The organism is Pseudomonas bubulae (assembly GCF_900618535.1).
Taxonomy (GTDB): Bacteria; Pseudomonadota; Gammaproteobacteria; order Pseudomonadales; family Pseudomonadaceae; genus Aquipseudomonas; species Aquipseudomonas bubulae.
Map to the genome: position 1 here is coordinate 40772 of NZ_UYJA01000001.1, position 23462 is coordinate 64233.

Genomic DNA, 23462 nt, shown 5'->3' on the forward strand with positions numbered 1-23462 from the left:
TTCGTTTCTGGCGTTTTATTCGGGGATGCTGAATCGCTCTTCTGAAGCCGCGGGCTGAAAATGATGTGCGCCCGACACAGCGTATTGATCTATTAAATGCCCAACCGTTTGCTATTCCCTGGCCTGTTTGATTGAGACGTTGAATATGGGTTTATTTAAAGTTCGCAGCTCTTTCAAGAAAAGCGCACTTGCCCCGCCAGCGACCCACTTCACTCAAGTCCGGCGCCATCAGCTCCCGGACAGCAGATTGCGATTTCATGTTTAGTGCATCATGTTTAATGATCTTTAGCGCTTTAATATGTTAGCGAAATCAATCAGTTGATCAGCTCTGCCCATCAGCGGGTATTCGCCCGCTGAATAACGGCGCGCTCTTGTTGTATTGTCCTACAAGGCAATTGATTTCTATATAACAGGCTCTGGCAACGGATCAGGAATATTGGTAGTTTGCGCCCCGTTGATCACTGGACCTCTAATAATGAAAAAACTATTCTTCAAGACCACCCTCGGTCTTGCCGTTGCACTTGCGTCGTCTCAGCTACTTGCCAGCGGTCTTGCAATCAATGAACAAAGTATCAGCGGTATGGGCACCGGTTTCGCCGGTCGATCGTCCTCCGCGGATGATGCCAGTACCGTTTACGGCAACCCTGCCGGCATGGCGCGCCTGAAACAGGAGCAGGTGAGTGCAGGTGCTGCCTTGCTCGTGGCGAAAACCGATATCAGCCATACCCGCAGTACCTTTGGCGGCAAGGAAGACGGCGATATGGTGCCGTTGACTGCGGTGCCAATGGGTTATTACGTCAAGCCGATTGATGAACACTGGGCTTTCGGTGTCGGTTTCTATGTGCCGTTTGGTTTGATTACGGACTATGGCAGTGGTTTCGCCGGCCGCTACTTCGCCAATAAAAGCAAGATTCAAGTCATGACGTTCCAGCCTACGGTCAGCTATGCCTTCAATGACAAGGTCTCGATCGGGTTTGGTCCGACCATCAACCGCATTGACGGTGAACTGACTTCACAAGTGCCAAATGCCCTTACCCCGGGCAGTAACGACGGCAAGGTGAAGATCAGCGGCGATGACACGGCCATCGGTTTCAACGCCGGTATCCTGGTACAGGCCACTGACAGCACCCGTGTGGGCCTGACGTATCACTCCAAGGTCAGTTACAACCTCAAGGGCACTACCAAGGTCACTGGCGGTACCTTCAGCCTGCTGGGCCTCAGCGGCCAGAGCTACGATGCCAAGCTGGACCTGGACACGCCGGAGTCCGTGGACTTCTCGGTCACTCACCAGCTCAATGATGACTGGACTCTGTATGCGGGGAGCACCTGGACCCGCTGGAGCCGCCTCAAGGACATTACCGCTCAGAACAGTGATGTCAGCCCGCGTCTTGGCGGCTCGTTGAGCACCATTACCGAGGAGCAGAACTGGCACGACACCTGGGCCCACGCCATTGGCGTCGCGTATCAGTTGAATCCGCAATGGGTGTTGCGCACGGGCTTGTCAGTCGATGAGTCGCCGACCAACAACAGCAACCGTTCGCCGCGTATCCCCACCGGTGACCGTACCGCCATCAGCTTCGGCGCTGGCTGGACGCCGGTGAGTAACATGACGATCGACCTGGCGTACTCCTACCTGTGGGAAGACAGTACCAAGGTCAACGACAGTTCGGCTTCCAAGGGCGCGTACAGCTCTACCTACAAAAACAGCGCGAGCGGTTTTGGTACTTCGATCACCTATCGTTTCTGATCTGCGGGTTTACGCAATATCACTGCAGTGATCTGAAGCAGAGTAGGGCCAGATATGTTTCGCATTTATTGCGGCGCATATCTGGCTCAAACCCTAGGGCGTGCTACGACAGATCAAATTTATGGCAGTGACAGTCAGTTGCTCTGAAGAGACGTTTCGCTATTGATATCGGAAGCGTCCTAACTCTTTTCATTCAAACATATCCAAGACTTACCCCACCCGGAGACGCGCCAAGGCTTTTGCCTGCGAATTGTCTCGTTGAAAAGACTTTGCCTCACTCATCAAGTTTGGCGAATCACGGATGGAGTAAGCATGTTTGGATGTTATCTCGGGATGAGGTCATTAATTCCGGTTGTACCGGGCAGCCTGGCCAAGCTGGGTTTGTTATCCCCAGAAACCGACAGGGATGATCGGCATTCAGCCTTCTTGGCCCGCCAGTCTTCAGCAGCACTCCATGCCCGGGAATCTTTCCTGGGCATGCCTAAACGTGGCCTGGCCTTTATTTTGGCCAATGCGCTGTTCTGGCAACCACTGCTGGTGCAGGCCGAAGGCATCGTTGTCAGCGGGCCAGGCACCAGCCTGGGAGCGGCGGGTAATGGCGTTCCGATCGTCAATATTGCTGCACCCAATGGCAGCGGTCTGTCGCATAACCAGTTCAATGACTACAACGTCGGTGCCAATGGCCTGATCCTCAACAACGGCATTGACCGTACCCAGTCGACCCAACTGGGCGGCATCATCCTAGGCAACCCGAACCTGCAGGGCAACGCCGCCCATATCATCCTCAACGAAGTCAACGGCGTCAGTCCCAGCCAGTTGCGCGGTTATACCGAAGTGGCGGGGCAGTCGGCCAAGGTGATCGTGGCCAACCCCTACGGTATTACCTGTAATGGCTGCGGTTTTATCAATACTCCCAGTGTCACGCTTAGCACGGGCAAACCCCTGTTTGATAATGGTCGTCTGGATCGTTATCAGGTTGATGGCGGTACGGTGACCATTGACGGTCAGGGTTTGAACGCCAGTAATATCGATCGCTTCGACATCATCACCCGCTCGGCGAAGATCAACGCCCAGATCAATGCGCGTCACTTGACGGTGATTGCCGGTCGCAACGACGTCAATGCCCGGACCCTGCACGCCACTGCGCGCGCGGATGACGGCAGCGCCAAGCCGCAGTTGGCAATTGACTCCAGCGCCTTGGGCGGAATGTATGCGGGCGCCATCAGGCTGGTGGGTACCGAGGCCGGTGTCGGGGTCAAGCTGGATGGCACGCTGGCGGCCAGTGGCGGGGATATACAGCTCGATGCCAATGGGCATTTGCGTATGGCTCAAGTCACGGCCAGCAGTGCGATCACAGGCAAGGCTGGAAGTCTCGATGCCCAAGAGGCGATCTATGCTGGCAGCACACTGGATATGCAGGCTCAAGGCGACCTGAGCAGCCGTAAAAACCTTATCGCACGTGACAGCATCAAGCTCTCCAGCGGCGCGCAGTTGACCAATCGCGGCATTATCGAGGCCGGGGTCAATGCCGACCATTCCCGCAACAGTCATGGCGATGTGTACATCGACGCAAAAACGCTTGCGAACACAAACGCCAGCATCATTGCCAGTCGTCACCTGACAGCTAGCGCCCAAATCCTGAGCAATCAGGGTGGCACGCTGAGCGCCAAACAGGCCGCCAGCATCCGTGCAGACACTCTGGATAACCAGAACAAAGGGCGGATTCTGAGTAGCGCCAGTCTCGACCTCAAAACTGATCGGTTTCTTAACAGCCAAGGTCTGGTTTCAGCCAGCAGCATCGACGCCCGGATCGGCAGCCTGGACAACCGCACTGGCATGCTCAGCAGTCAGGGTGAGATGCGCCTGGCCGTTGATGGCACATTGCATAACTACAGTGGCGTAGTGATAGCCGACGGCAACGCAAGCGTAACTGCAACCCGCCTCGATAACAGCAGCGGCCGGATTTCCGGCAAGCAGAACCTCAAGGTTCAAGTGCAGGATCTAAACAACCAGCAAGGTCAACTGATCGGCCAAGGTGCCGTCCAACTGAGCAGTAATATCCTGGACAACCGTCATAAAGGCCTGGTCGGCGGCGCTCAAGGGCTGACGCTTGATGTGGCCGATATCGATAACCGTGAAGGCGAAGTGTCGAGCCAGGCTGGTTTGTCGTTGACGGGTTTTCGCCTGGACAACACGGGCGGCAGGCTTACCAGCGAAAAACACAGCCGTCTTGAGCTTAGTGCCGGCGTGGCAAACACCTTGGGCCTGATCAGCAGTGACGGCGGGTTAAGCCTCTCTGCGACTGAGTTGTCCAACCACCTGGGCAGCATTTCCAGCGCAGGCCAACTTGCTATCAGCAGTGGTGGGTTGAACAACGAAAAGGGTTCGCTGCAGGGCAAGGCCATCACGCTCGACTTGGGTACTGCCACAGGCGATCTCAACAATATGGGCGGCCTGATCACCACAGCAGGCCCTTTGACCCTCAAGCACCTGCGTGACCTGAACAACCGTGGCGGCGAGATTTCCACTACGCAAACCCTTAGCCTGAGTGTCCGCAACCTTGATAATACGGGCGGCAAGCTGATCAGCAACAACCTGTTGGTCATCAATGGTGACAACCTGCTCAATCAGGGCGGGCTGATCTCCGGCTGGCAGGGTTTGAATGCCACCGGTACAACGCTCGACAATCGCAACAGCGGCAAACTGTCCAGCCTTTACGGCAACCTTGATGCCCATCTCAGCTCCAGCCTTCTCAATAGCGGTACAGGTATTCTGGTCAGCCAAAAAAACCTGACCGTCACAGCGGCCAACCTGGACAACAGCGGTCAGGGCAATATAACCAGTGCTGGCGCCCAAAGCCTTGATGTCAGTGGTTGGCTGAACAACGCCGAGGGCGGGGTGATTGACAGTGGTGCGGCTCTCTATCTGAGTGCGCGTGATCTCGACAACAGTGCTGGCAGTATCAAAGGTGCCGCCGCCACAACCCTCGACCTGCCTGGCACCTTGACCAACACCCGCGGCAAGCTGTCCAGCGGTGGCCCGCTATTGATCCAGCGGGCGGCGCAGATCGACAACCAGGGCGGTGAGCTGGTCAGCAGAAGCGTGCTGAGCCTGATGACCGCTGGCCTGGACAACCGCAATCGCGGCACAGTCGCGGCAGATGGCAAGTTGGACATTAGCGTCAGTGGCCTGGTGCAAAACAGCAATGACGGCCTGATCTACAGCCAGGACGGCGAGCTCAAACTTACCGCTAGCCGCCTGGACAACGCCAAGGGCAAGGTGCAAGGCAAGACCGGCTTAGAACTGGACATTACTGAAAATATCGACAATCAGGGTGGCAAACTGATTGCCCAAAACGGTGATTTGGCGATCAAGGCCGCCAACCTGGATAACCGTGGTGGTGAGCTTGGCAGCCTCAAGCAAGCCCTCAATGCTCGCGTAGTCGGTGTACTGCGCAACGGTGTGGCAGGGATCATCCAGGGCCTGCGTCTGAATCTGATCGCGGGCAGTATCGATAACGTCGGCGGGAAAATCTCAGCGCAAGTGGGCGATGCCCTCGTGACCACCGACGCTTTTGACAATCGCGACGGCAATCTCTACGTCAAGCGTCTGCTGACAATAACCGGCAACGCCTTCGACAACAGCGGCGAAACAGGTGGGCGTGTGGCAGCAGAGCACGTCAGCCTCGATCTGAGCAACGCCCTGAATAACCATAAAGGCCTTATCGAAAGCACAGGAACCCTGAGTGTCAGCGCCGCCAGCGTGGATAACCGGACGGGGCAGTTGCGTACGCTGGGTACCAGCGGCGATACCTTGTTCCAGATTGGCGGGCTGCTGGACAACCGCAACGGCACCCTGGAAAGCGCCAATACTGAGTTGACGTTACTCGCGGGCAGCTTCCAGAACGCGGGTGGCAAGGTACTGCATTCCGGCAGCGGCACTTTCGCCATTGATCCGTCGATCCTCGACAACGTTGGCGGCAGTCTGGAGAGTCGAGGTGGCCTGACCCTCAACCAGGACAGCTGGACCAACAGCAGCGTGATTCAGGCCGCGCGCCTGACAGTCAACGTCAACAGCCTCAATCAAGTTGCGGGCGGCCAGTTACTGGCATCCAACAGTTTTGTTGGCGCAGGCGGGAACTGGTCCAACAACGGTTTGCTCGCCAGTGACGGCACTCTGAGTATCAACCTGGAGGGTACTTATTCGGCCAGTGGTCGGCTGAGCAGCCTCGGATCCCTGGATCTGCGCGCCGCGCAACTGCACTTCAGCGAAACCGCCACCCTGGTCGGTGGTGACGGCACCCGGGTCACAGTGGCAGGACAGTTGAACAACGCCGGGCGGATGACGTCTGCGACCGACCTCAACCTCATTGCCAATGAGGTGTCCAACACCGGCACACTGGGGGCTGGCGCGAACCTTATGCTCACTGCCGACACAGCACTCAATCGCGATGGTCTGATTTTCAGCGGCGGTGACATGCAGCTGCTGACCACCACCTTCACCAATGCCTATGCGACGGTCTATGGCCTGGGCGATGTGCTGATCGCCAAAGATACAGATCACAACCAGGCCGATTTGCTGGACAACCGCTCCGGCACGGTGGAAAGCGCGCAGAACCTGAGCATCCGCGCCATGACCGTGAATAACGTGCGGGATGTGCTGGAATACACGGCCCAGGAAAAAAGCTCGGTGACCATCACTGAGCTCGATTGCAACTTGATACCTGGTGCCGGGTGTGACTTTCGTCGTAAAGGGCGGCGAAACGGCCTGTGGCAAATCGATGAAACCGATCGCCTGAACGTTACCCGAAGCACAGCGGCTTCGCTCTTGGGCAGTGGCGCGGACCTCCAGATCCACGCCGGGACGCTCAATAACCACAGCAGCACCATTGCCGCCACAGGCAACGTGACGGCCACCGCAGAGACCCTTAACAACCTGGGCGTGCAAGGGCAGGAGATCACCACCACCCGCACGTACTGGAACTATGTCACACAGATTTTTGCGGCCATCCCGGCGGCTGCCAATTTCAATGCCAAAAACAGCCCCACACCCTCGGCCACCGTTGAGTCTGACCTGAGTTACTTTATTGGCCTGCTGGGCGGTGGCAAGCTATCGCACACCACCCGCACCCAAAACATCGACGGGCAGGCCCATGACGCTGTGATCCAAGCCGGGGGCGACGTCAACCTCAGTGCCGGGCAAAGCCTTAACAACAGCGTGATCCGGCCGTACTACGGTTATGTCGCTGCCGGCCGTACGCCAACCGACACGGGCGCGGGAAGTGGCTACTCCACACCGATCCACATCAACGCCCAATTGCCAGCGGATGTGGCCCAGCAACAAGTGAACCCGGTAGAGCTGCCCGGCTTCAGCTTGCCTGAGGGCCAGAACGGCCTGTTTCGCCTGAGCGGGCAGGGCAGCAGCACTGTGTCGGCCGTTCACTCTCCCTCCCTACCGGTCGACCTCTCAGGTGCAGCAGGTTCTGCAACAGCGATTGACGGCCTGACCATCAACCGTGTTCAGGGCTTGCCTGACACAAACGTTGTAACCAGCCCGCACAAATACCTGATCGAAACCAACCCGGCTCTGACCCACCTCAAACAATTTATGGGCTCGGACTACCTGCTGGCGAAGTTGGGTTACGACCCGGACCAAAGCCAGAAGCGCCTGGGTGACGGCTTTTATGAACAGCGCCTGATTCAGCAAGCCCTCACCGCCCGTACTGGCCAGCGTTTTATCGACGGCCGAACCAGCGATGCGGCGACGTTTAAATACCTGATGGACAATGCTGTCGCCAGCAAGCAGGCGCTCAACCTCTCGGTGGGTATCACCCTGACAAGCGAACAGATAGCGGCCCTGACCCACGATATCGTCTGGTTGGAAAGCACCACGATCAACAACCAGCAAGTGCTGGTTCCGGTGTTGTACATGGCCCAGGCGAACAAACGCCTGGCCCCTAATGGCGCATTGATTGCCGGAAACAACGTCAACCTGATCACAGGTCAAGACCTCAAAAACGTCGGCACCTTGCGGGCCACAGAAAACCTGTCAGCCAACGCAGGTAACCACCTGATCAACAGCGGCCTGATCGACGCCGGCAACCGCCTCGACCTGCTGACGGGCAATAACCTGAGCAACAAGGCGGGCGGCATCCTTGCCGGGCGCGATATCAGCCTAACGGCCAGCAAGGGTGATCTACTCAATGAGCGCACCGTTATCCGTCATAACAGCAGCAACGGCTATCGCAGCGAACGCACCGACTTCATGGACAGCGCCGCTCGCATTGAAGCGGCGAACAACCTGTCTCTGCACGCGGGCCGCGACGTCCACAGTGTTGGTAGCGTAATCAAAAGCGGCGCAGACACCACCATCAAGGCAGGTCGTGACGTCAACCTTATTGCCACAGAACAACGCAACAGCCAGGTTGCCGGCACACTGTCGCGTGGCGAGAGCGTGACCCAATATGGCTCTGTCATTGAAGCGGGTCGCGACTTCCAGATTGTTGCCGGGCGGGATATCAGCGCTATCGCCAGCCAGATTGCAGCCACCCGCGACCTGGCCATGGCCGCATCGGGCGACCTGACCCTGGCCTCGGCTGCAAACGAGCAGCACAGCGCGCTCAACACCAATAAAGTCAAAACCCGGGACGATCGCGTCAGCCAGGTCTCGAGCGTGGTCAAGGCCGGTGGCGATGTGACGCTGAGTGCCGGGCAGGATATGGCGGTAATTGGCAGTCGGGTGGAGGCGGGCGGTGAAGCATACCTGGTGGCTGGCGCAAGCCTTGAGCTCAAGTCCGCAGAGGAACTGGATTACAGCTTCTATAGCAAGAGCAAAAAAAGCTCGTCCGGAAAATCCTTCCGCCTGAACGAAACCGACACCCTCACTAACGTTGGCAGTCTGGTCACCTCGGGGGGTAACAGCACCTTGGTGGCGGGTGATGACCTGCTCTTGCAAGTCAGTGCGGTCAATGCAAAGCAAGGTGCTGCCAAGCTGCTTGCGGGCAACAATATTCAGATCCTCGCCGCCAGTGATTCCAGCAGTGTGCGCCACGAGAACAGTCAAAGTAAAAGCAGTTGGGGTGGCCTGAACTCGAGCAAGGCCAAGCGTCAGGTCAGTGAAGCCAGCACGACAGCTGTAGGAAGCACTGTCTCGGGTGACACGGTCAATGTGGCTGCCAGGCGAGACGTAAAAGTCACGGGTTCGGCGCTGGTCAGCACCGATGACCTTACTGTTCAAGCCGGGCGTGACCTGACTGTTGATGCTGCAATCAACACGTTTTCGCGAACTGAGATGCGCAAGGAGAAAAAGCGCGACCTCACAGGTGTGCTGACCGGGAACAACCTTGGGTTGGACGATATTAGCGGCAACCTGCATCTTTCCAACAGTGGCCAAAAGCACAACGGCACTGCACAGGAGAGCACCTTGCAGGGCAGCACCCTGGGCTCCAGCGTCGGTCACGTGATCCTGACTGCGGGTCGTGAGTTGAAGGTGATAGCCAGTGACTTGGTCAGTACCCAGGACATGGGCCTGAGCGGTTCCAATGTCACCATCGCCGCGGGTACTGAAACCGCGTACCAGACCACTCGAGACAGCTCCAGGAGTATGGGCGTGGGGCGGGTAGTGGGTGGCATGGTGGTCGATACGGTCACCAGCATTCGTAACGACGTGCGGGCTTCGCAGCAGGCTGACGACAGCCGTCTCAAGGCAGTCAAGGGCGCGCAGGCGTTGCTGTCTGCTTACAACGCCGCAGGCAATATGGATGCCAGTGCCGCGAATGTGTCAGAAGGTAAGCCAGCCAATAGCGGTGGCGCGCTGATAAAAATCGGTACCGAACTGGGCTCCACTAACAAGAAAAGCAGCAGTGAGTACAACGCTGAAACAGCCAGGCAATCCACCCTCAACAGTGGCGGCAATCTGGCCATTGTGGCAACAGGCAATGCCCCCGACACCCAGGGCGATATTCATGTCATTGGCAGCAGCCTCAAGGCTAGAGACACCCTGTTGCGGGCAGAGCATGACATCACCCTGGAAAGCGCCCAAGACCGGAAAAGCTGGGACAACCAAAGTAAAAACGACAAAACCAGTATGGGTGTCAGCTTCAATGTGGGTGAACAAACGGGTTTCACCCTCGACCTTGGCGCACAACTGGCCAAGGGCATGGGTAAAGGGCGGGAAGTCAGCCAGGTCAACAGCACGTTAGACACTGGACTGCTGGTGCTCAAAAGCGGCCAGGACACTGCGTTGGCCGGTGCTCAAGTGCGGGCGGATGCCATCAAGGCTGATATCAGTGGCAATCTGAGCATGGCTTCACGTCAGGATGAAGCCCGCCAGAAGAACAGGCAAACCAGCGCTGGCGTGGGCGGCAGTATTTGTGTGCCCCCGTTTTGTGTGGGCGCTCCGGTATCCGCTTCGGCCAATATCGCTGGCAGCAAAATGAACAGCGATTATCAGGCTGTGACCGATCAGACGGGCCTGTCTGCGGGCACAGGTGGTTACGACATCAACGTCGGAAAAACCACCGCGCTTCTAGGCGCCGTGATTGCCAGCGATGCGCCGGCTGACAAAAACCATCTCAGCACTGATCGCCTGTTGGTCAGTGACATCAAAAATAAAAGCGCCATAACAAGTCAGGCCGGGAGTTTGAGCTATTCCGGGGCCTTGGCAGGGGGCGGGGTGGATGCCCGCTCGGTCGCTGGCGGCACGCTGCCGGTGTTTCTCAAGGACTCTGAGAAGAGTAAAACCCAAAGCGCCATCAGTGAAGGCACCATCACCGTGCGCAACGCCGATGGCGGCAATGACCTGGTGGGGTTGAACCGCGACACCGTGAACGCCAATCAGCATCTGGATCGGCCTGATGAAAAGGCCATGCAAGCACGCATCGACCTGATTCAAAGCTCGGCGCAGCTGTCCAGCAGCGTAATTAATAGCGTGGCCAAAGCCAAGGCTGATGCGGCAACCAAACAGGCCAATGAGGCAACTACCCCAGAGCAACAACAAGCGGCTGCGCTTGCGCTGGATGACGCCAGGAGCTGGCAGGTCGGGGGCGATAAACGGCTGATGGCCAATATTGCATCGGGCCTGATCGCGGCGGGCCTGGGAGGGGCAACGGGCAGTACGGCTGTGAGTGTTGTTGCGAACGTATCATCCAGTGAGATTTTTAAAAAAATCGGTGATTTCGCTACCGCGCAAAGAGATAAATCTACGGACAGTGCAGTAAAGGCAGCCTGGGATGAAGGCGGTGCAGCTCGTGTCTTGCTGCATGCGTTGGCGGGTGCGGCAATAGGTTTGTCCAGCGGCAATGCGCAGGCGGGTGCTCTGGGAGCTGGAGCCTCTGCGGCGTTGATGCCATCGGTGGGTCAGGCGCTGAAAGACAGTGGGCTGTCTCGTCAGGAACAAGATGCTATAGCTGCATTGATTGCGACAGGCGTTGGAGCCTCTGCGGGGGCTGGAAGTGGGCCCGGCGAGGCTGTGGTGGCAGGTGGGGCAGGGTTTGGTGTGGAAGCCTTCAATAGGCAGCTGCATAAGCAACAAGAAATTCCGGTTCTGGAGAAAAAGGCCGAAGAGCTTTACAAAACCCTGGGAGCGCCAAGATCCAGTGCCCTTTGGCTGGATTTGTTGATGATTGCTGCGGGTGGCGCCCTGGATGCTGCTGATGAAGCCCGTTTGAGCGGTTTGGTTGCGCAATCCACAGGCAATGATCCGCAGTCCCGAAATTTTATCGATGACCTGAATATTGCCAAAGGGATTATTGGGCAACTGGCGGCAGAGAAAATCCCTCTGAAGTGGGGCGATGGAAGCCAAGTTGTTGCCAATGGCGAGAAAGTCTTCGCGTTCAGAGCAACCGAAAATCAGTTCAATGACTCAACCCTGTTCAATGCGTCAGTCTTGCATGGTCAAGGCGTGGTGTATGAGCAATGGCGGCAATACGGCCAGGAGCAAACCAGCGCGCATTCGAAAGAAATGGGTGCGTTGTCCAGTACTGAGTCAGCTATAAAATCGGCTACCCAGCGTTTGTCAGATTTGGCAGGCAAAGGGATTACAACCATAGCGCCCGAGTTTGATGCTGCTATGCTGTTGATGCCGGCAGGTAAGTGCGCCAAGGTTGTTGTTGAGGCGGTTCTTGCCAAATTGGCGGCTGGTAAGGCTGCTGCGGGTGTTGGTGCAAAAGCAAATGTGGGGTCAATTAGTCATATCTCTGGAGTGAATCTTCCTAAAAGTCAGTCTAAGATGATTGCTAATTTTGAAACAGCAGGGTACCCAACAAAACCAGTAGTTTCTCCGACCAGCGGAAATGTGGTCGGAACTCAATACATCTTGCCTGATGGTTCGCGAGTTCGGGTGATGCAGGCGGATGGTCGGAGTCCTCGGCGCGCGTCATTCGAGAACGCTAATGGCGGACCTGTTGACCCTACTACTGGAAATCCGCCGCAGCCCCCGCAAGGTTTATCGAAGGCTGAGCGGAAGCAGTGGATTAGAAAGCGTACGCATATTGAGCAAGTGGACTAAAAGATGAGTGAATTGTTGCAAGCCGTGGCTCTTTTGTTGCCTATTAAAATTGAAAGAGTATTTTGGGATGGCGATACTTTGATGCTTTTTTCGGCGGACTGGAGCTTTCGGACTGAGAGTGCGTGGCGCGTTTCTAAGGGGCGGGAACTGCTTTTCGGTTGTTGGGATGACGACGCCCTTGACCATGTTTCTGATCTTTTAGGTTTGTCTATTATTGAGGTGGGTTGGCTTATTGATTCTCAGCCAATCGATCCATTTTTCAAATTGTCTGATGGCCGCATCTTGAATGCATTTTGTTCGTTATCAACTGAGCCTTGGCTGATGGAGTTCTCGGACGGGGCCGTTTATTTAGGTAATACTTAATGCTATAAGATTTTTTTGGTGCAAAAGGATCGGCAATTGCTCTCCAGAATTTCGGTGGACGCACTAGTAACGTACTGATCGCTACGACGGGTGAACCTATCAACAAAGAAGGCTTGACTAAAGCTGCTAGAGCGCTAACAAAGCATGCTTGGTGTGGAGGGCATAAAGACGGTGCTGATCAATGAGGTGTTGCACGATGTCAGAGTCCGCTCATTTTTTATGGTTGGTGATCTGTTTTGTGAGTTCTTGATATTTTTTAAGTTGTGTGATTCAGGCTGGGTCTCATTAACAGTTAGCGAGGGAGTGTCAAAGTTTTTTAAAGCTGGATTCAGATCTGGAATTGCTGAAGCTGTCTGAGATAAATGATGAGTTTGCGTATCCAATCAAGTCACTAAGTGGGGTCGATAAATACCCGGGGTTGAAATTATTGCCGGTATATGAGTATAGGATAAGTGATGTAGGCGAAGTCCGTGTTGGCGTTTATTTGGGTTTCGGAGGCTGCGGTCTTAGCGTGACTGAGTCTGATGAGTGTCTGTCAGTTACAAAAGGTGTGGTTAAATTTTCAGATAGTAAAATTTCACTGCATAAACTAATAGTTTAGTTGGTGCAAAACCCGGTAAGCACGTTGAGGATTTTGGCGGCAACGCGGCTAGCCCAAGAGATCGTAAAATGGTACTCGATAAAATTTATGACGTTGGAGGTAATCCTGAAAAGGTAATCCCCGGGACTTTTGCTGGGCAAGGTGTAAATGGCGCACGAGGTGATGTGTTTTTCAGAGTTAAGGGTAATGATGTGGTTGTTACCAAGCCTGATGGAACGTTCGTTACTATACTGAAGGATGGGGTAGCTCTGAATCCATCTGTACAGAGTGCATTGAAGGAGGGCGTCAGGTAATGAACTCTCCTGAGCTTATGATTACCTGGCTGTTAACAGTGCTCGGGAAGAAATTACTGTCAGTAAATGCTCTATTCCATGTTTTCTGTTCCGAGAGGGATTCTGCCCCTCAAGAGGTTGGCCTTCTATTCGAACAGTCTGAATTTGGGAAGCTCTATGGAGGGCCTGATGGTGCGTCTCTCTGTTTTTCTTTGAGTCCGATTTCAAACTGCGATTTAGGTGAATACGGTAGGCAAGATATTTTTTGTATCTCTGGTGAGCTTTATTTCTCCGATGTTGTAGGAAGGAGGTTGGTGTCAGCATCACTTGTGCAGTCCTTAGCAGAAGACATAGTGGTGGGCGTTGCTCTTTCGTTTGATAACGGTTTTTGCCTATCCATTTTAAACTTAGGAGATGAGCTTTTTATCTATGATGAGATCCCAGAGGAAATAGTGATCAGTGAGGGGCTGAGCCTTATCTCTGTGAGTTGATGGGGGCAAAGAGGCATGTATCCTTGCTAGCGTCAAAGGCAGTCCTTCCGAAATCAATGCTCAAGGTCAAAAAATAGCTGATGATATTCTGAGTAATCCCGCGTCGACCGTAACCTACAAAGACTCCGGGAGGTTTGGGAAAGCTATAGATGTAGTTGCTCCCGACGGAAGGGGGCTTCGCTACGATGCTAGTGGGGGATTTATTGGTCTGCTGGAACCACCGAAGCCATGACACATCTATCCTCTTTGATGAGCAGCCCTCCAGATCGAGAAAATTTAGTATTCGAAATCTGGATGGACGCTGATCAACTAGCTGAAGTATCCCACGAGCCTGGAAGATCAGTTGAGATAGAAATATAACCGTCTGCTAAAGACGGGACTTGGAGTTTTGAGCTTGAAGAATTTATGTTTCTGTTGAATCAGGCAGTTGAAAAACTTAAAATAGTTATAGTTAAGAGGGTGCAAAAGGAATATCTATAGCAATCGAGTCAAAAAATTGCCGGTCAAATGGGTAAACGAGGATGGACGGAAAATGCTATCCAGTCTGTAATTGAAATCCAGCAAAAACTATTGTGACGACAGATCCTCGTTTTGATTGCATTTCAGGCAGCTGCTTGAATGATTCCGCCACAGCGTATATTACTCTGCGGGCTGAAAATCCGCGTCAGTAGCAGCATTGCAACAACCGCCACAACCAGAACCCACCAGGCAGTAACAAAACTCCCCGTGAGTTCGCGAAGCCAACCCGTCAGCCATGGCGAAACCGCATTGACAAGAAATCCCGCGCCTTGCACGAACCCTGCAAGCTGAGCGGCTTCGCTGGGTTTGCGGCAATGGTCCAGGGTCAGGATCAGGCTCAGGGCGAAACAGGCACCCAGGCCAAAACCAATCAAGGCCACCCACACATACGGCGATTCCAGCGGCCACATGACCAGTCCGCTATAGCCCAGTGCCTGCGCTCCCAGGCTGACCGCCAAGAGCGGGCGCCTGTCCGTGCTGCGGTGGGCCAGCGCAGGCATCACCAGCGCAGCCAGTACCTGAAAAATGGTCATGAACGCCAGAAGCGAGCCGCTTTGTGCTGCACTCCAGCCCATCTGCAAATAGTAGGCGGGCAACCACGCCACCATGCTCATATAGCCACAGTTGACGAGGCCGAAGTACAGCGCCAGTAACCACGCGCGCCGGTTGCGCCACGGGCGCATGGCTGGCTCGCCCGCCGTTCGGGCAGCGCTGGCAAAGGGCAATAAGCCCCACAGCACCAGTGCGACCAGAGCAGGCGCAAGCCAAATCCCCAGTCCGGCCTGCCAATGGCCAAAATGGCCGGCCACCAGCGGGCTGACGAGTGCAGCCAGGCCGCCGCCGGCCATAAGGGAGGCGGAGTACACCCCTAAAGCCAGCGCAACCCGCTGCGCAAACTGGCGCTTGATCAGCGCCGGAACCAGCACCTGGATCAGCGCAACCCCGGCACCGCCCAACAAGGCCGTGGCCATCAGGGTTTCTGCCCGATCGGCAGACAAGCGCCACAGGCAGGCGCCCAGGATCATCGACAAGCCCAGGGCCACGCCACGGCGCTCACCCAGGCCTGCCTGCAGGCGTACGCCGAGCAAGGCCACCAGACCCATGCAGATCACTGGCAGGCTGGTCAGCCAGGCACTGCTCTGGAAACTCATGCCCGTGTCATGACGTATCTCAAGCAACAGCGGGCTGATGGAGCTGAGCAGCGGACGCAGGTTAAGCCCCAGCACCACCAGCAATGCCCAATTGGCGAACACCCGCGCAGGGTGTTTATCCAGGCTCATGGCAGGCTTTCCAGTCACTGTAGATCTCGACCATGGCCGGTTGGGGTATGTGTTGTATCGCCAGTGTCTGTTCGCTCAACGGCAGCGCCAGTTGCTGATAAATCGCTGCCGTAGACAGCCCGAAGGGTTCCCCCTGCGGGTTGCTGGCGGCATACACCACTCGGGTTACGCCACACAGGTGCATGGCACTCAGGCACATGGGGCAAGGCTGGCCACTGGCATAGATCACGCAACCCTCCAGGCGCGGGCCCAGTTGCTGGCTGGCAGCCCGTATGGCCAAGAGTTCTGCGTGTGCAGTCGGATCCTGGCTGATATGGAGGGTGTTGACGGCCTCAACGATCACCTGGTCGTCTTTGACCAGTAGCGCAGCAAAAGGCCGGCCACCGCCGGCAACGTTGTTGGCGGCCAGGGCCACGGCGCGTTGCAGGTAAAACTCATCGCTATGCATAACAACTCCAGGGTGTGATTCAGTGCGCGCCGGCATCACGCAGCAATTGTGCGGTCACGCCCTGGCCGCGCTGCTGCGCTTGTTGCAGGGGGGTGTGGCCGTCGCTGTCCGGCAGGTTCAGGTCGGCACCGGCATTGATCAGCTGGGTGATGATCTGCTGATGCGCCGGGCCGCCGTCGGAGAGCACGATGGCTTCCATCAGGCAGGTCCAGCCCAGGCGATTGACATGGTTCAGATCAACCCCTGCTGCGATCAGCAGGCGTACCGTTTCAACATGTCCGCGCTCGCATGCCGGGATCAGGGCGGTGCCGCCATAGCGGTTGGTACTCTGCAGATCGGCACCGTGGGCCAGGGTCATTTGCAGGATTTCGTTACGCCCACTGGCGCCTGCCAACAGATAGGGGCTGTCACGCATCAGGTTCTTCTGGTTGACGTCGGCCCCAGCCTGGATCAAGGCCCGGGCGATTTCGATCTGGTTCGATCGGGTTGCCAGCAGCAGCGCGCTGCTGCCATCCAGCGCCTGTACGTTGAGGTCCGTGCCTTCACTGATCAGTTGCTGGACCCTGTCCAGTTCGCCGTCGCTGACGGCATTGAGGAGTGTCTTGTCGCTTGCCATCACCGCTCCCATTATCAACAGCGCGACCGTTAGCAGGCCGCATTTGCGTGTCAGGCTGCCCATGGTTGAGCCCTCTTTTACATCCCGTGAAAAGCCAGTATGGTCAGCGCAGCAGGTATTCTGAAATTAAATATAGCCATGCCTTTAAGTGGCAATGTGAATGGTGAGGCGGATGCTTGATCCCATACTGTTACGCAGTTTTGTCGCGGTGGTGGACTGCGCCAATTTCACCCGGGCGGCGCAGCGTCTGCATCTCACCCAGTCGACGGTCAGCCAGCAGATCCGCCGTCTGGAGGACAGCCTTGGCTGCAAGCTGCTCGACCGCGAACAGCGCCGGGTGATTGCCACCCCTGAAGGTGAGCGCCTGCTGGCCTATGCGCGGCGCATTCTGGCGCTTGATCAGGAAGCCCGCGATGTGCTGTTCAACCAGGCCAGTGAGGGGGTGTTGCGCCTCGGCGTGCCTGAAGACTTTGCTGCCGAGCGCTTGATGCCGATCCTTTCGCGGTTCGGCCTGGAGCACCCGGGAGTGCGCCTGGAAGTCACCAGCGGCTTGGGGCCTGAACTGATGCGGCTTTATCGCCAGAATGAATTCGACCTGTTATTGGTCAAGCAGATGGGGCAGGGCGATGATTGCCTGGCTTGCTGGCCCGAACCCATGTGTTGGGTCGACAGCCGTTCAGCGCCCGCACTGGGGCGCGAGCCCTTGCCGCTGGTGGCGTTTCCGGTGGGCGGTTTGTACCGCAATGAAATGCTCCATCACCTTGAAGTGGGGGGATGGCGCTGGCGCATCAACTACTCCAGCGCAAGTCTGGCCAGTGTCTGCGCCGCCGTGGCGGCGGGCCTGGGTATCAGCTTGTTGCCGTTGCGGGTGATCAGTCCGGAACACAGGGTGATTGATGCCGGCAGCGGCCTGCCGGATATCCAGGGGGTATTTCTGGCGTTGTATGGGCAAAACGCTCTGAGCCATGCGGGCAAATTGCTGCAATGCCAACTGCTGGATCTGTGCCAGACGCTTGCTAACGATGAGCAGGCTGGTGAACGAGCCCTTCAAAACGCGGCCAGTTGAGTGAGAGATAAAGAATTTGATCCTGTGATTCCAGAATGTTTGGAATTTGTGGGTGATTATCTTGTGCTGGAACATGACTAAAGTAGAGGTTTTACAGGTCAGGAGCTGATTGTCCTGAGCAGCCCAAGCCTTCACAGGCAAGCCAGTTACTACAGAGGTCACAGGTTATGGATACCAAACTCAAAGCGTTGCTTGATCGCGAAGAGATTCGCAATCTCAGAACCCTCTATGCACATCACCTGGACAGCAACACTATCGACGCCCTTGACGAAGTGTTCTCGGCAGATGCGGTGGTGGAGGTTACGGTCGGCAAAATGACGGGTATAGATGCCATCCGCAGTGGCCTCAATGATGCCTTCAAACTCTTCGATCGCGACCACCAGGGCAGTTATCCGTTTCTGCATGCGATCGCCAACCACTGGATCAAGTTGACCGGGCCCGATACCGCGCAAGGGCGTTGCTACCTGATTGATTTCGAGACCGCATCCAAGCCCGATCCGAACCCGCTGCTGTTGCTCGGGCTGTACGCCGACACGTACCGGCGTATCGATGGCGAGTGGCGTATCACCCATACCCGCCTTGAAGTGGTCTGGCCTGAGCGTGCAGCCTGATCCAGGGCCAGCTCCGAGGATTGAGCATGAACGATGCGCCTTTATCCAGGGCGCATTTTTGTTTGCGCAGAAGGTAAGCCTCGGGGTTTTACCCCTCTATTACTGCATGGCTTTGCTATTGTTCAGCTGCAGATCCTTAAACTTTAGCCTTGGACGCCACAATGACGGGCAACCCATTTGACGGTATTCGTGAGTTTGTGTCTGCGGCCCAGTCACTGAGCTTTACAGCGGCAGCCCTGGAGCTTGGCGTGACCAGTTCCGCCGTTGGCAAGAGCGTGACTCGCCTGGAGGCGCGCCTTGGCGTCAAGCTTTTGCATCGCACCACCCGGCGCCTGAACCTCACCAGCGAGGGTGAGGCCTATCTGGCCAGTTGCCTGCGGGTAATGGATGAACTGGCCGAGACCCAGGGCTTTTTGACCACCGGCCAACAGGAACCTGTCGGTCGGTTGCGGATCGATCTGCCGGCGGCCTTTGGTCGCCGACATATTTTGCCGACCTTGATCGATATGGCGGTGCGATACCAGCAGCTCGATCTCTCCATCAGCTTCAGTGAGCGGCTGGTGGATATCGTCAATGAGGGTATCGATCTTGTGGTCCGAATCGGTTCATTGAAGGATGACGCTGAAATAGTGGCCCGCAAGCTGGGCAGCCAGAGCCTGTTGATTTGCGCGACCCGCGAATACCTGCACAGGCATGGCACGCCCCAGGCACCGGCTGATCTCCTGCAGCATGACTGCATTGTCGGCTGGCGCAACGGCACTCGCAAAAGCTGGATGCTGGTGGATGAAAAGGGGCAGACCAACGAGCACGACGTGCGGGTCAAGCATGAGGTGGGAGACGGTGAAATGTTGCTGGACATGACACTGGCCGGGGGCGGCCTGGCCCAACTGCCCACCTGGCTGGTGCAGACGCATATCCAGCAGGGGTTGCTGGTGCCCGTACTTGAGCAATATGCCGGTGCCGAGATGCCTATTCACGTGATCTGGCCACGCACGCGCTACATACAGCCCAAGATCAGAATGGTCGTCGATGAACTGCTGGCACTGGCCCGACGCGATGCCGGGATTTTTCGCCCGGATCAGGGCGCGCCCAACCCCCAGGGTTCATGAATGCAGCGCCTCAAGCTCCATGACGTGAAGCGCTGCAGCTGAATACCGTTACAGGTTCGGCGAGTGGAAGGGGTAATCGACATAGCCTTTTTCGCCGCTGTTGCCGTAGAACGTGGCGCGGTCCGGGGTTGCAATCGGCCAGTTATTTTTCATCCGCTCCACCAGATCCGGGTTGGCAATAAAAGGCCGCCCAAACGCGACCAGGTCCAGGGCGCCTGATTCCAGTGCGGCTTGCGCCGACTCGCGATCAAAGCCGCCAGCGGCAATCAGTGTGCCTTGATACGACTCGCGAAAAGTCTGCGCAAAGCCTTCGGGCATGCGCTCGGCGCCAATGGTTAATTGATCGCTCAAGTGCACGTAGGCAATGTCGCGTTGATGAATGGCGTGAGCCACCGCGACCCAGGTCTGGGCTTCGTCATCAAACGGCGCCATGTCGAACAGGCGACCAAACGGCGAGATACGCACGCCAACCTTGCCACGCCCAATGGCGTCGGCAACCGCATCAATGGTTTCCAGCAGCAGGCGAATGCGGTTTTCGATTGAGCCGCCATAACGGTCGGTACGATCGTTTACACACGGATTGATAAACTGCTCGAACAGGTAGCCGTTGGCGCCATGAATTTCGACCCCGTCAAACCCCGCCTCGATAGCCCGGCGGGCAGCCTGAACAAAGTCATTTTTGATCGCTCCGACTTCTTCGGTCGACAGCGCGCGCGGCTGGCTGGCCTGGATCGGGCCCGGTTGACCGTGCTCGTCATAGGCATAGGTCATGGAGTTGGCCGCCAACTTGTTGCTGGATGACACCGGCGCACCGCCGTCCGGTTGCAGCGTGGTGTGGGATACCCGGCCGACATGCCAGAGCTGGGCGAAGATCTTGCCGCCGTCCTCATGCACGGCCCGGGTGACGTGCTTCCAGCCTTCCACTTGTTCCTGATTATAAAGGCCGGGGTTGAACAGATAGCCGCGGCCCTGGATGGAAACCGGCACACCTTCGCTGATGATCAGGCCGGCGCTTGCACGCTGGCGGTAGTACAGCACCGTCAAAGCGTCAGGAATATCGTTCAAGGCGCGGGCACGGGTCATGGGCGCCATCACGACACGATTGTTCAGTTCCATTCCCGACAAGGTGTATGGAGAAAACAGAATACTCATAGGGCAGGGACCTCCGGTGTGGGGCGCTGCGTGGCGCCAGTCCGGGTCAATATACGGTGATATTGATCCCGGATAATCGGTCCTGGATTCCAAACATTGCGGAGTTGAATTCCATAATTTGCGGGGTTAATTACTCCAGAACAGTCGGGTCGCGGCGGATTTCTTCCCGTGCCATGGCTTCCCACAGAAACGGGAAACCGTTGGCATCGGTGCGCTCTCCAGTGGCGAGGGCGACATGGGCAGGAAGCGGCGCGCCGCCACCGAGTGCCTCGACATGCCAGGCCAGGCGGCTGCGCCACTCCAGTGTGATCGCGCGCAAATGGGCCTGGCGAATGCCATTGGCGACCACTAGCACACCGTGGTTGGCGAGCATGGCCCATTTCTGGGCTCCCAGTGCCGTCACTACGGCGCGGCCGAGGACGGTGTCCTCGACGGTACCGCGATATTCGTCGTAGAGCACCGGGTCGCTATCAACCAGGGCGGAGGTCTGGTCGTAAACCGGCGGGATGCGCCCCGCGGCTGACCAGACGCCTGCCCAGCGCGGGTGGTTATGGATGACCACCTCAACATCATGGCGCGCGGCATGTAAATCCATATGCAGGTTGATCGCCGGGGTGATGTTCCATTCGCCTTCGATGACCTTGCCGGTCTGGTCGAGGCGCAGGATGTCCGAGGCGGTTACTTCGCCCCAGGTGAGCTCCCAGGGGTTGGCCAAATAGGTGCCATCGTCCTGCTTGACGGTGACATGACCGGCAATATGGTCGTTATAACCCTCTCGATACAGCACCCGGCACAGCAGCGCCACGCGTTGGTGCGCAGTCAGTTCGGGCAACAGTGCATACCGGCCTGGCCTGGGAATGTAGCGGGCCAGGAGGTCGTGATTAAGTTCATCGTTCATCATTCTGGTGTGCTCCTCTGCAGCGGTTGTGATCCGTGAATGTTCCTTCAGAACTCACGCCTGCAAGGGTTCGCGGGCGAATACCGAGGTGCGCTGCATGCGCCGTTGATGGGGTTGGTAGTCCAGAATGGCGTTGTGCAACACGCTTCGGTTGTCCCAGAGCACCATGTCACCGACACGCCAGCGATGGCGAAACCCGAATTGCACGTGCTGGCAGTGCGCGTGGAGATAGTCCAGGATCGCGTCGCTTTCAGAGGGGGCCATACCTTCGATATGGGTGGTGTAGGTCGGGCTCAGATACAGGGCTTTGCGACCGGACACCGGGTGCTGGATCACCAGCGGGTGCAGGTGGCGGCGGTTCATCTGCACGACCTCGGCATAGCGCTCATGGCTGACGACGCTCTGGCGCAGCGCTGCCGTCATGGGCCCGTTCATGTCGTGCCAGGCGCTGAGCCCGTCGAGGTAGTGCTGCATACGCCCGGACAGGCTGTCATAGGCCGTGGTCATGCTGATCCAGCATGTATCGCCGCCACAGGGGGGAAGGATCTGGGCGTGGGTCATGGTGACAATCGGCGGGTCGGGCAGGAAGCTCTCGTCGTGGTGCCACATATCCGCCCGGTCACCCAGCCTGGAGTCGATCACGGTGATCTGTTCAAAGCCTGCGCCCAGGTTGGGATAGAACGTGTGAACTTCGGGCTCGCCGAAATATCGTGCAATGGCCAGGTGTTGTTCTGGCTGTAGCCATGGGGCGTGCAGTACCAGGGCTTCATGTTTGACCAGCGCAGCTTCCAGTGCCGCCAGGGTTTGCGGCTGAAAAACAGTGGCAGGATCCAGGTCAAGCACTTCGGCGCCCAGGTGTGGGCCAAGGGGCTGGAGGGTGAGTGGTGAAGGCATGGGCAATCTCCCGGCAGGCTGAAATATCCGATCTTATAGAGGGCGTATCACTACACGTTTGGACGATGTCCGAGCGTCTCCAAAGATCATACTGACGTCATCAGGGTTGAGATATTCGCATTCTGCGGGCATCTGATTGTGTGTTTAACCTACTGATATAAAAGGAAAATATCTGAAATTAAGAACAGCAGTAAATACTCCGCTCGGGTTCCCATGAGCAAGCCAGCCGATGACAATACAAAGGGTCTGATGCCTGCGCTGCGCAAGCGGCCGGTGCAATCCCGCTCACGGGCACTGGTCGATGCTGTTGAGCAAGCCTGCCTGCAGATTCTGGATGAAGCAGGAGAGGCGGCGCTGACGGTCGCCCGCATCGCCGAGGTATCTGGTGTCGCGGTCGGCTCGATCTACCAGTATTTTCCCAGCAAGGACGCCATCGTGGCTTTGCTGTACGAGCGTGTGCTCGACGAAGAGTCCGAGCAGATGCTGAAGGTGCGGGAAAAGTTGATTGGCGTGCCCCTGAAGTCGGCGCTGGAACAAATTCTGGCCAACATCATTCGCGTCGAAACACGCTTGTTCAGGCTGAACAAGGTGTTTCATTTGCGCTATCACTCGGCCTTGCACCTGGGCATGTGGCGCGGGCCATATACCACCACCGGGGAATTTATCGAAGCGACCTGGTTGCCCCTGCTGCAGTTGTATGAGGATGAAATATCCACGCAACACCCGGCCATGGCCGCTTACCTGCTCGGGCAGGGGCTGCGCAGTGTTATCCGCTCGGTACTGGAAGACATGCCGGACCAGCTTGAATCCAGGGCGCTGCTCGATAGCCTGGTGGCCATGGCCATGGGGTGCCTGCGGCCTTGCACGCGGGAGTGATCTGGAGGTCGGC

At 56.9% G+C, this 23462-nt stretch carries 14 protein-coding genes and 1 pseudogene; 9 read left to right on the forward strand and 6 right to left on the reverse strand.

What is annotated here, in order from left to right:
- Window positions 1-475 precede the first annotated feature (475 nt).
- The 5 genes and pseudogenes from PPTH39_RS00215 to PPTH39_RS00235 all read left to right on the forward strand — a co-directional run.
- Window positions 476-1747 (forward strand): OmpP1/FadL family transporter, encoded by a 1272-nt coding sequence (locus tag PPTH39_RS00215; RefSeq protein WP_095018457.1) that lies wholly within the window; start codon window positions 476-478, stop codon window positions 1745-1747.
- A gap of 477 nt (window positions 1748-2224) precedes the next feature.
- Complete coding sequence (locus tag PPTH39_RS00220) at window positions 2225-12253, forward strand: hemagglutinin repeat-containing protein (RefSeq protein ID WP_463366339.1); 10029 nt, start codon at window positions 2225-2227, stop codon at window positions 12251-12253.
- Window positions 12254-12256: 3 nt separating this feature from the next.
- Window positions 12257-12616, forward strand: coding sequence for a hypothetical protein (locus PPTH39_RS00225; RefSeq protein WP_095024597.1), 360 nt, complete (start codon window positions 12257-12259; stop codon window positions 12614-12616).
- A gap of 893 nt (window positions 12617-13509) precedes the next feature.
- Window positions 13510-13980, forward strand: a complete 471-nt coding sequence (locus PPTH39_RS00230) for a hypothetical protein (protein ID WP_130871355.1) — start codon at window positions 13510-13512, stop codon at window positions 13978-13980.
- 492 nt (window positions 13981-14472) lie between these two features.
- Window positions 14473-14556 (forward strand): annotated as a pseudogene (locus tag PPTH39_RS00235) (colicin E5-related ribonuclease); the annotation flags it as partial.
- Between the two features lie 26 nt (window positions 14557-14582).
- On the opposite strand, the gene PPTH39_RS00240 reads toward PPTH39_RS00235, so the two are convergent.
- From PPTH39_RS00240 to PPTH39_RS00250, 3 genes are read right to left on the reverse strand one after another with little or no spacing between them, the layout of a single operon-like run.
- Window positions 14583-15779, reverse strand: coding sequence for a CynX/NimT family MFS transporter (locus tag PPTH39_RS00240; protein WP_095021141.1), 1197 nt, complete (start codon window positions 15777-15779; stop codon window positions 14583-14585).
- On the reverse strand, window positions 15766-16227 hold the full coding sequence (locus PPTH39_RS00245) for a nucleoside deaminase (protein ID WP_130871356.1): 462 nt from the start codon (window positions 16225-16227) through the stop codon (window positions 15766-15768). The genes PPTH39_RS00240 and PPTH39_RS00245 overlap by 14 nt, the downstream gene beginning before the upstream one ends.
- A 19-nt stretch (window positions 16228-16246) precedes the next feature.
- On the reverse strand, window positions 16247-16906 hold the full coding sequence (locus PPTH39_RS00250; protein ID WP_095000032.1) for an ankyrin repeat domain-containing protein: 660 nt from the start codon (window positions 16904-16906) through the stop codon (window positions 16247-16249).
- A gap of 109 nt (window positions 16907-17015) precedes the next feature.
- Here PPTH39_RS00250 and PPTH39_RS00255 point away from each other — a divergent pair, with 109 nt between their 5' ends.
- From PPTH39_RS00255 to PPTH39_RS00265, 3 genes are all read left to right on the forward strand, one after another.
- Window positions 17016-17909, forward strand: coding sequence for a LysR family transcriptional regulator (locus tag PPTH39_RS00255; RefSeq protein ID WP_095018463.1), 894 nt, complete (start codon window positions 17016-17018; stop codon window positions 17907-17909).
- Between the two features lie 167 nt (window positions 17910-18076).
- Window positions 18077-18520 (forward strand): nuclear transport factor 2 family protein, encoded by a 444-nt coding sequence (locus PPTH39_RS00260; protein WP_095000034.1) that lies wholly within the window; start codon window positions 18077-18079, stop codon window positions 18518-18520.
- Between the two features lie 161 nt (window positions 18521-18681).
- Entirely contained in the window at window positions 18682-19629 is a 948-nt protein-coding gene (locus PPTH39_RS00265) for a LysR family transcriptional regulator (protein WP_095032362.1), read from the forward strand.
- A gap of 48 nt (window positions 19630-19677) precedes the next feature.
- Here the strand turns inward: PPTH39_RS00265 and PPTH39_RS00270 are convergent, their stop codons facing one another.
- From PPTH39_RS00270 to PPTH39_RS00280, 3 genes are all read right to left on the reverse strand, one after another.
- Complete coding sequence (locus tag PPTH39_RS00270) at window positions 19678-20781, reverse strand: alkene reductase (RefSeq protein WP_095024602.1); 1104 nt, start codon at window positions 20779-20781, stop codon at window positions 19678-19680.
- 130 nt (window positions 20782-20911) lie between these two features.
- Window positions 20912-21682, reverse strand: coding sequence for a class II aldolase/adducin family protein (locus PPTH39_RS00275; RefSeq protein ID WP_095021136.1), 771 nt, complete (start codon window positions 21680-21682; stop codon window positions 20912-20914).
- 51 nt (window positions 21683-21733) lie between these two features.
- The gene (locus PPTH39_RS00280) at window positions 21734-22573 is read right to left on the reverse strand and encodes a TauD/TfdA dioxygenase family protein (RefSeq protein WP_095021135.1); all 840 of its coding nucleotides are present in this window, start codon (window positions 22571-22573) and stop codon (window positions 21734-21736) included.
- A 213-nt stretch (window positions 22574-22786) separates the two neighbouring features.
- Between PPTH39_RS00280 and PPTH39_RS00285 the strand changes: the two genes are divergently transcribed.
- Window positions 22787-23449 carry a TetR/AcrR family transcriptional regulator gene (locus PPTH39_RS00285; RefSeq protein ID WP_130871357.1) on the forward strand — a complete coding sequence of 221 codons (663 nt, stop codon included), beginning with the start codon at window positions 22787-22789 and terminating at the stop codon, window positions 23447-23449.
- Window positions 23450-23462: the final 13 nt, after the last annotated feature.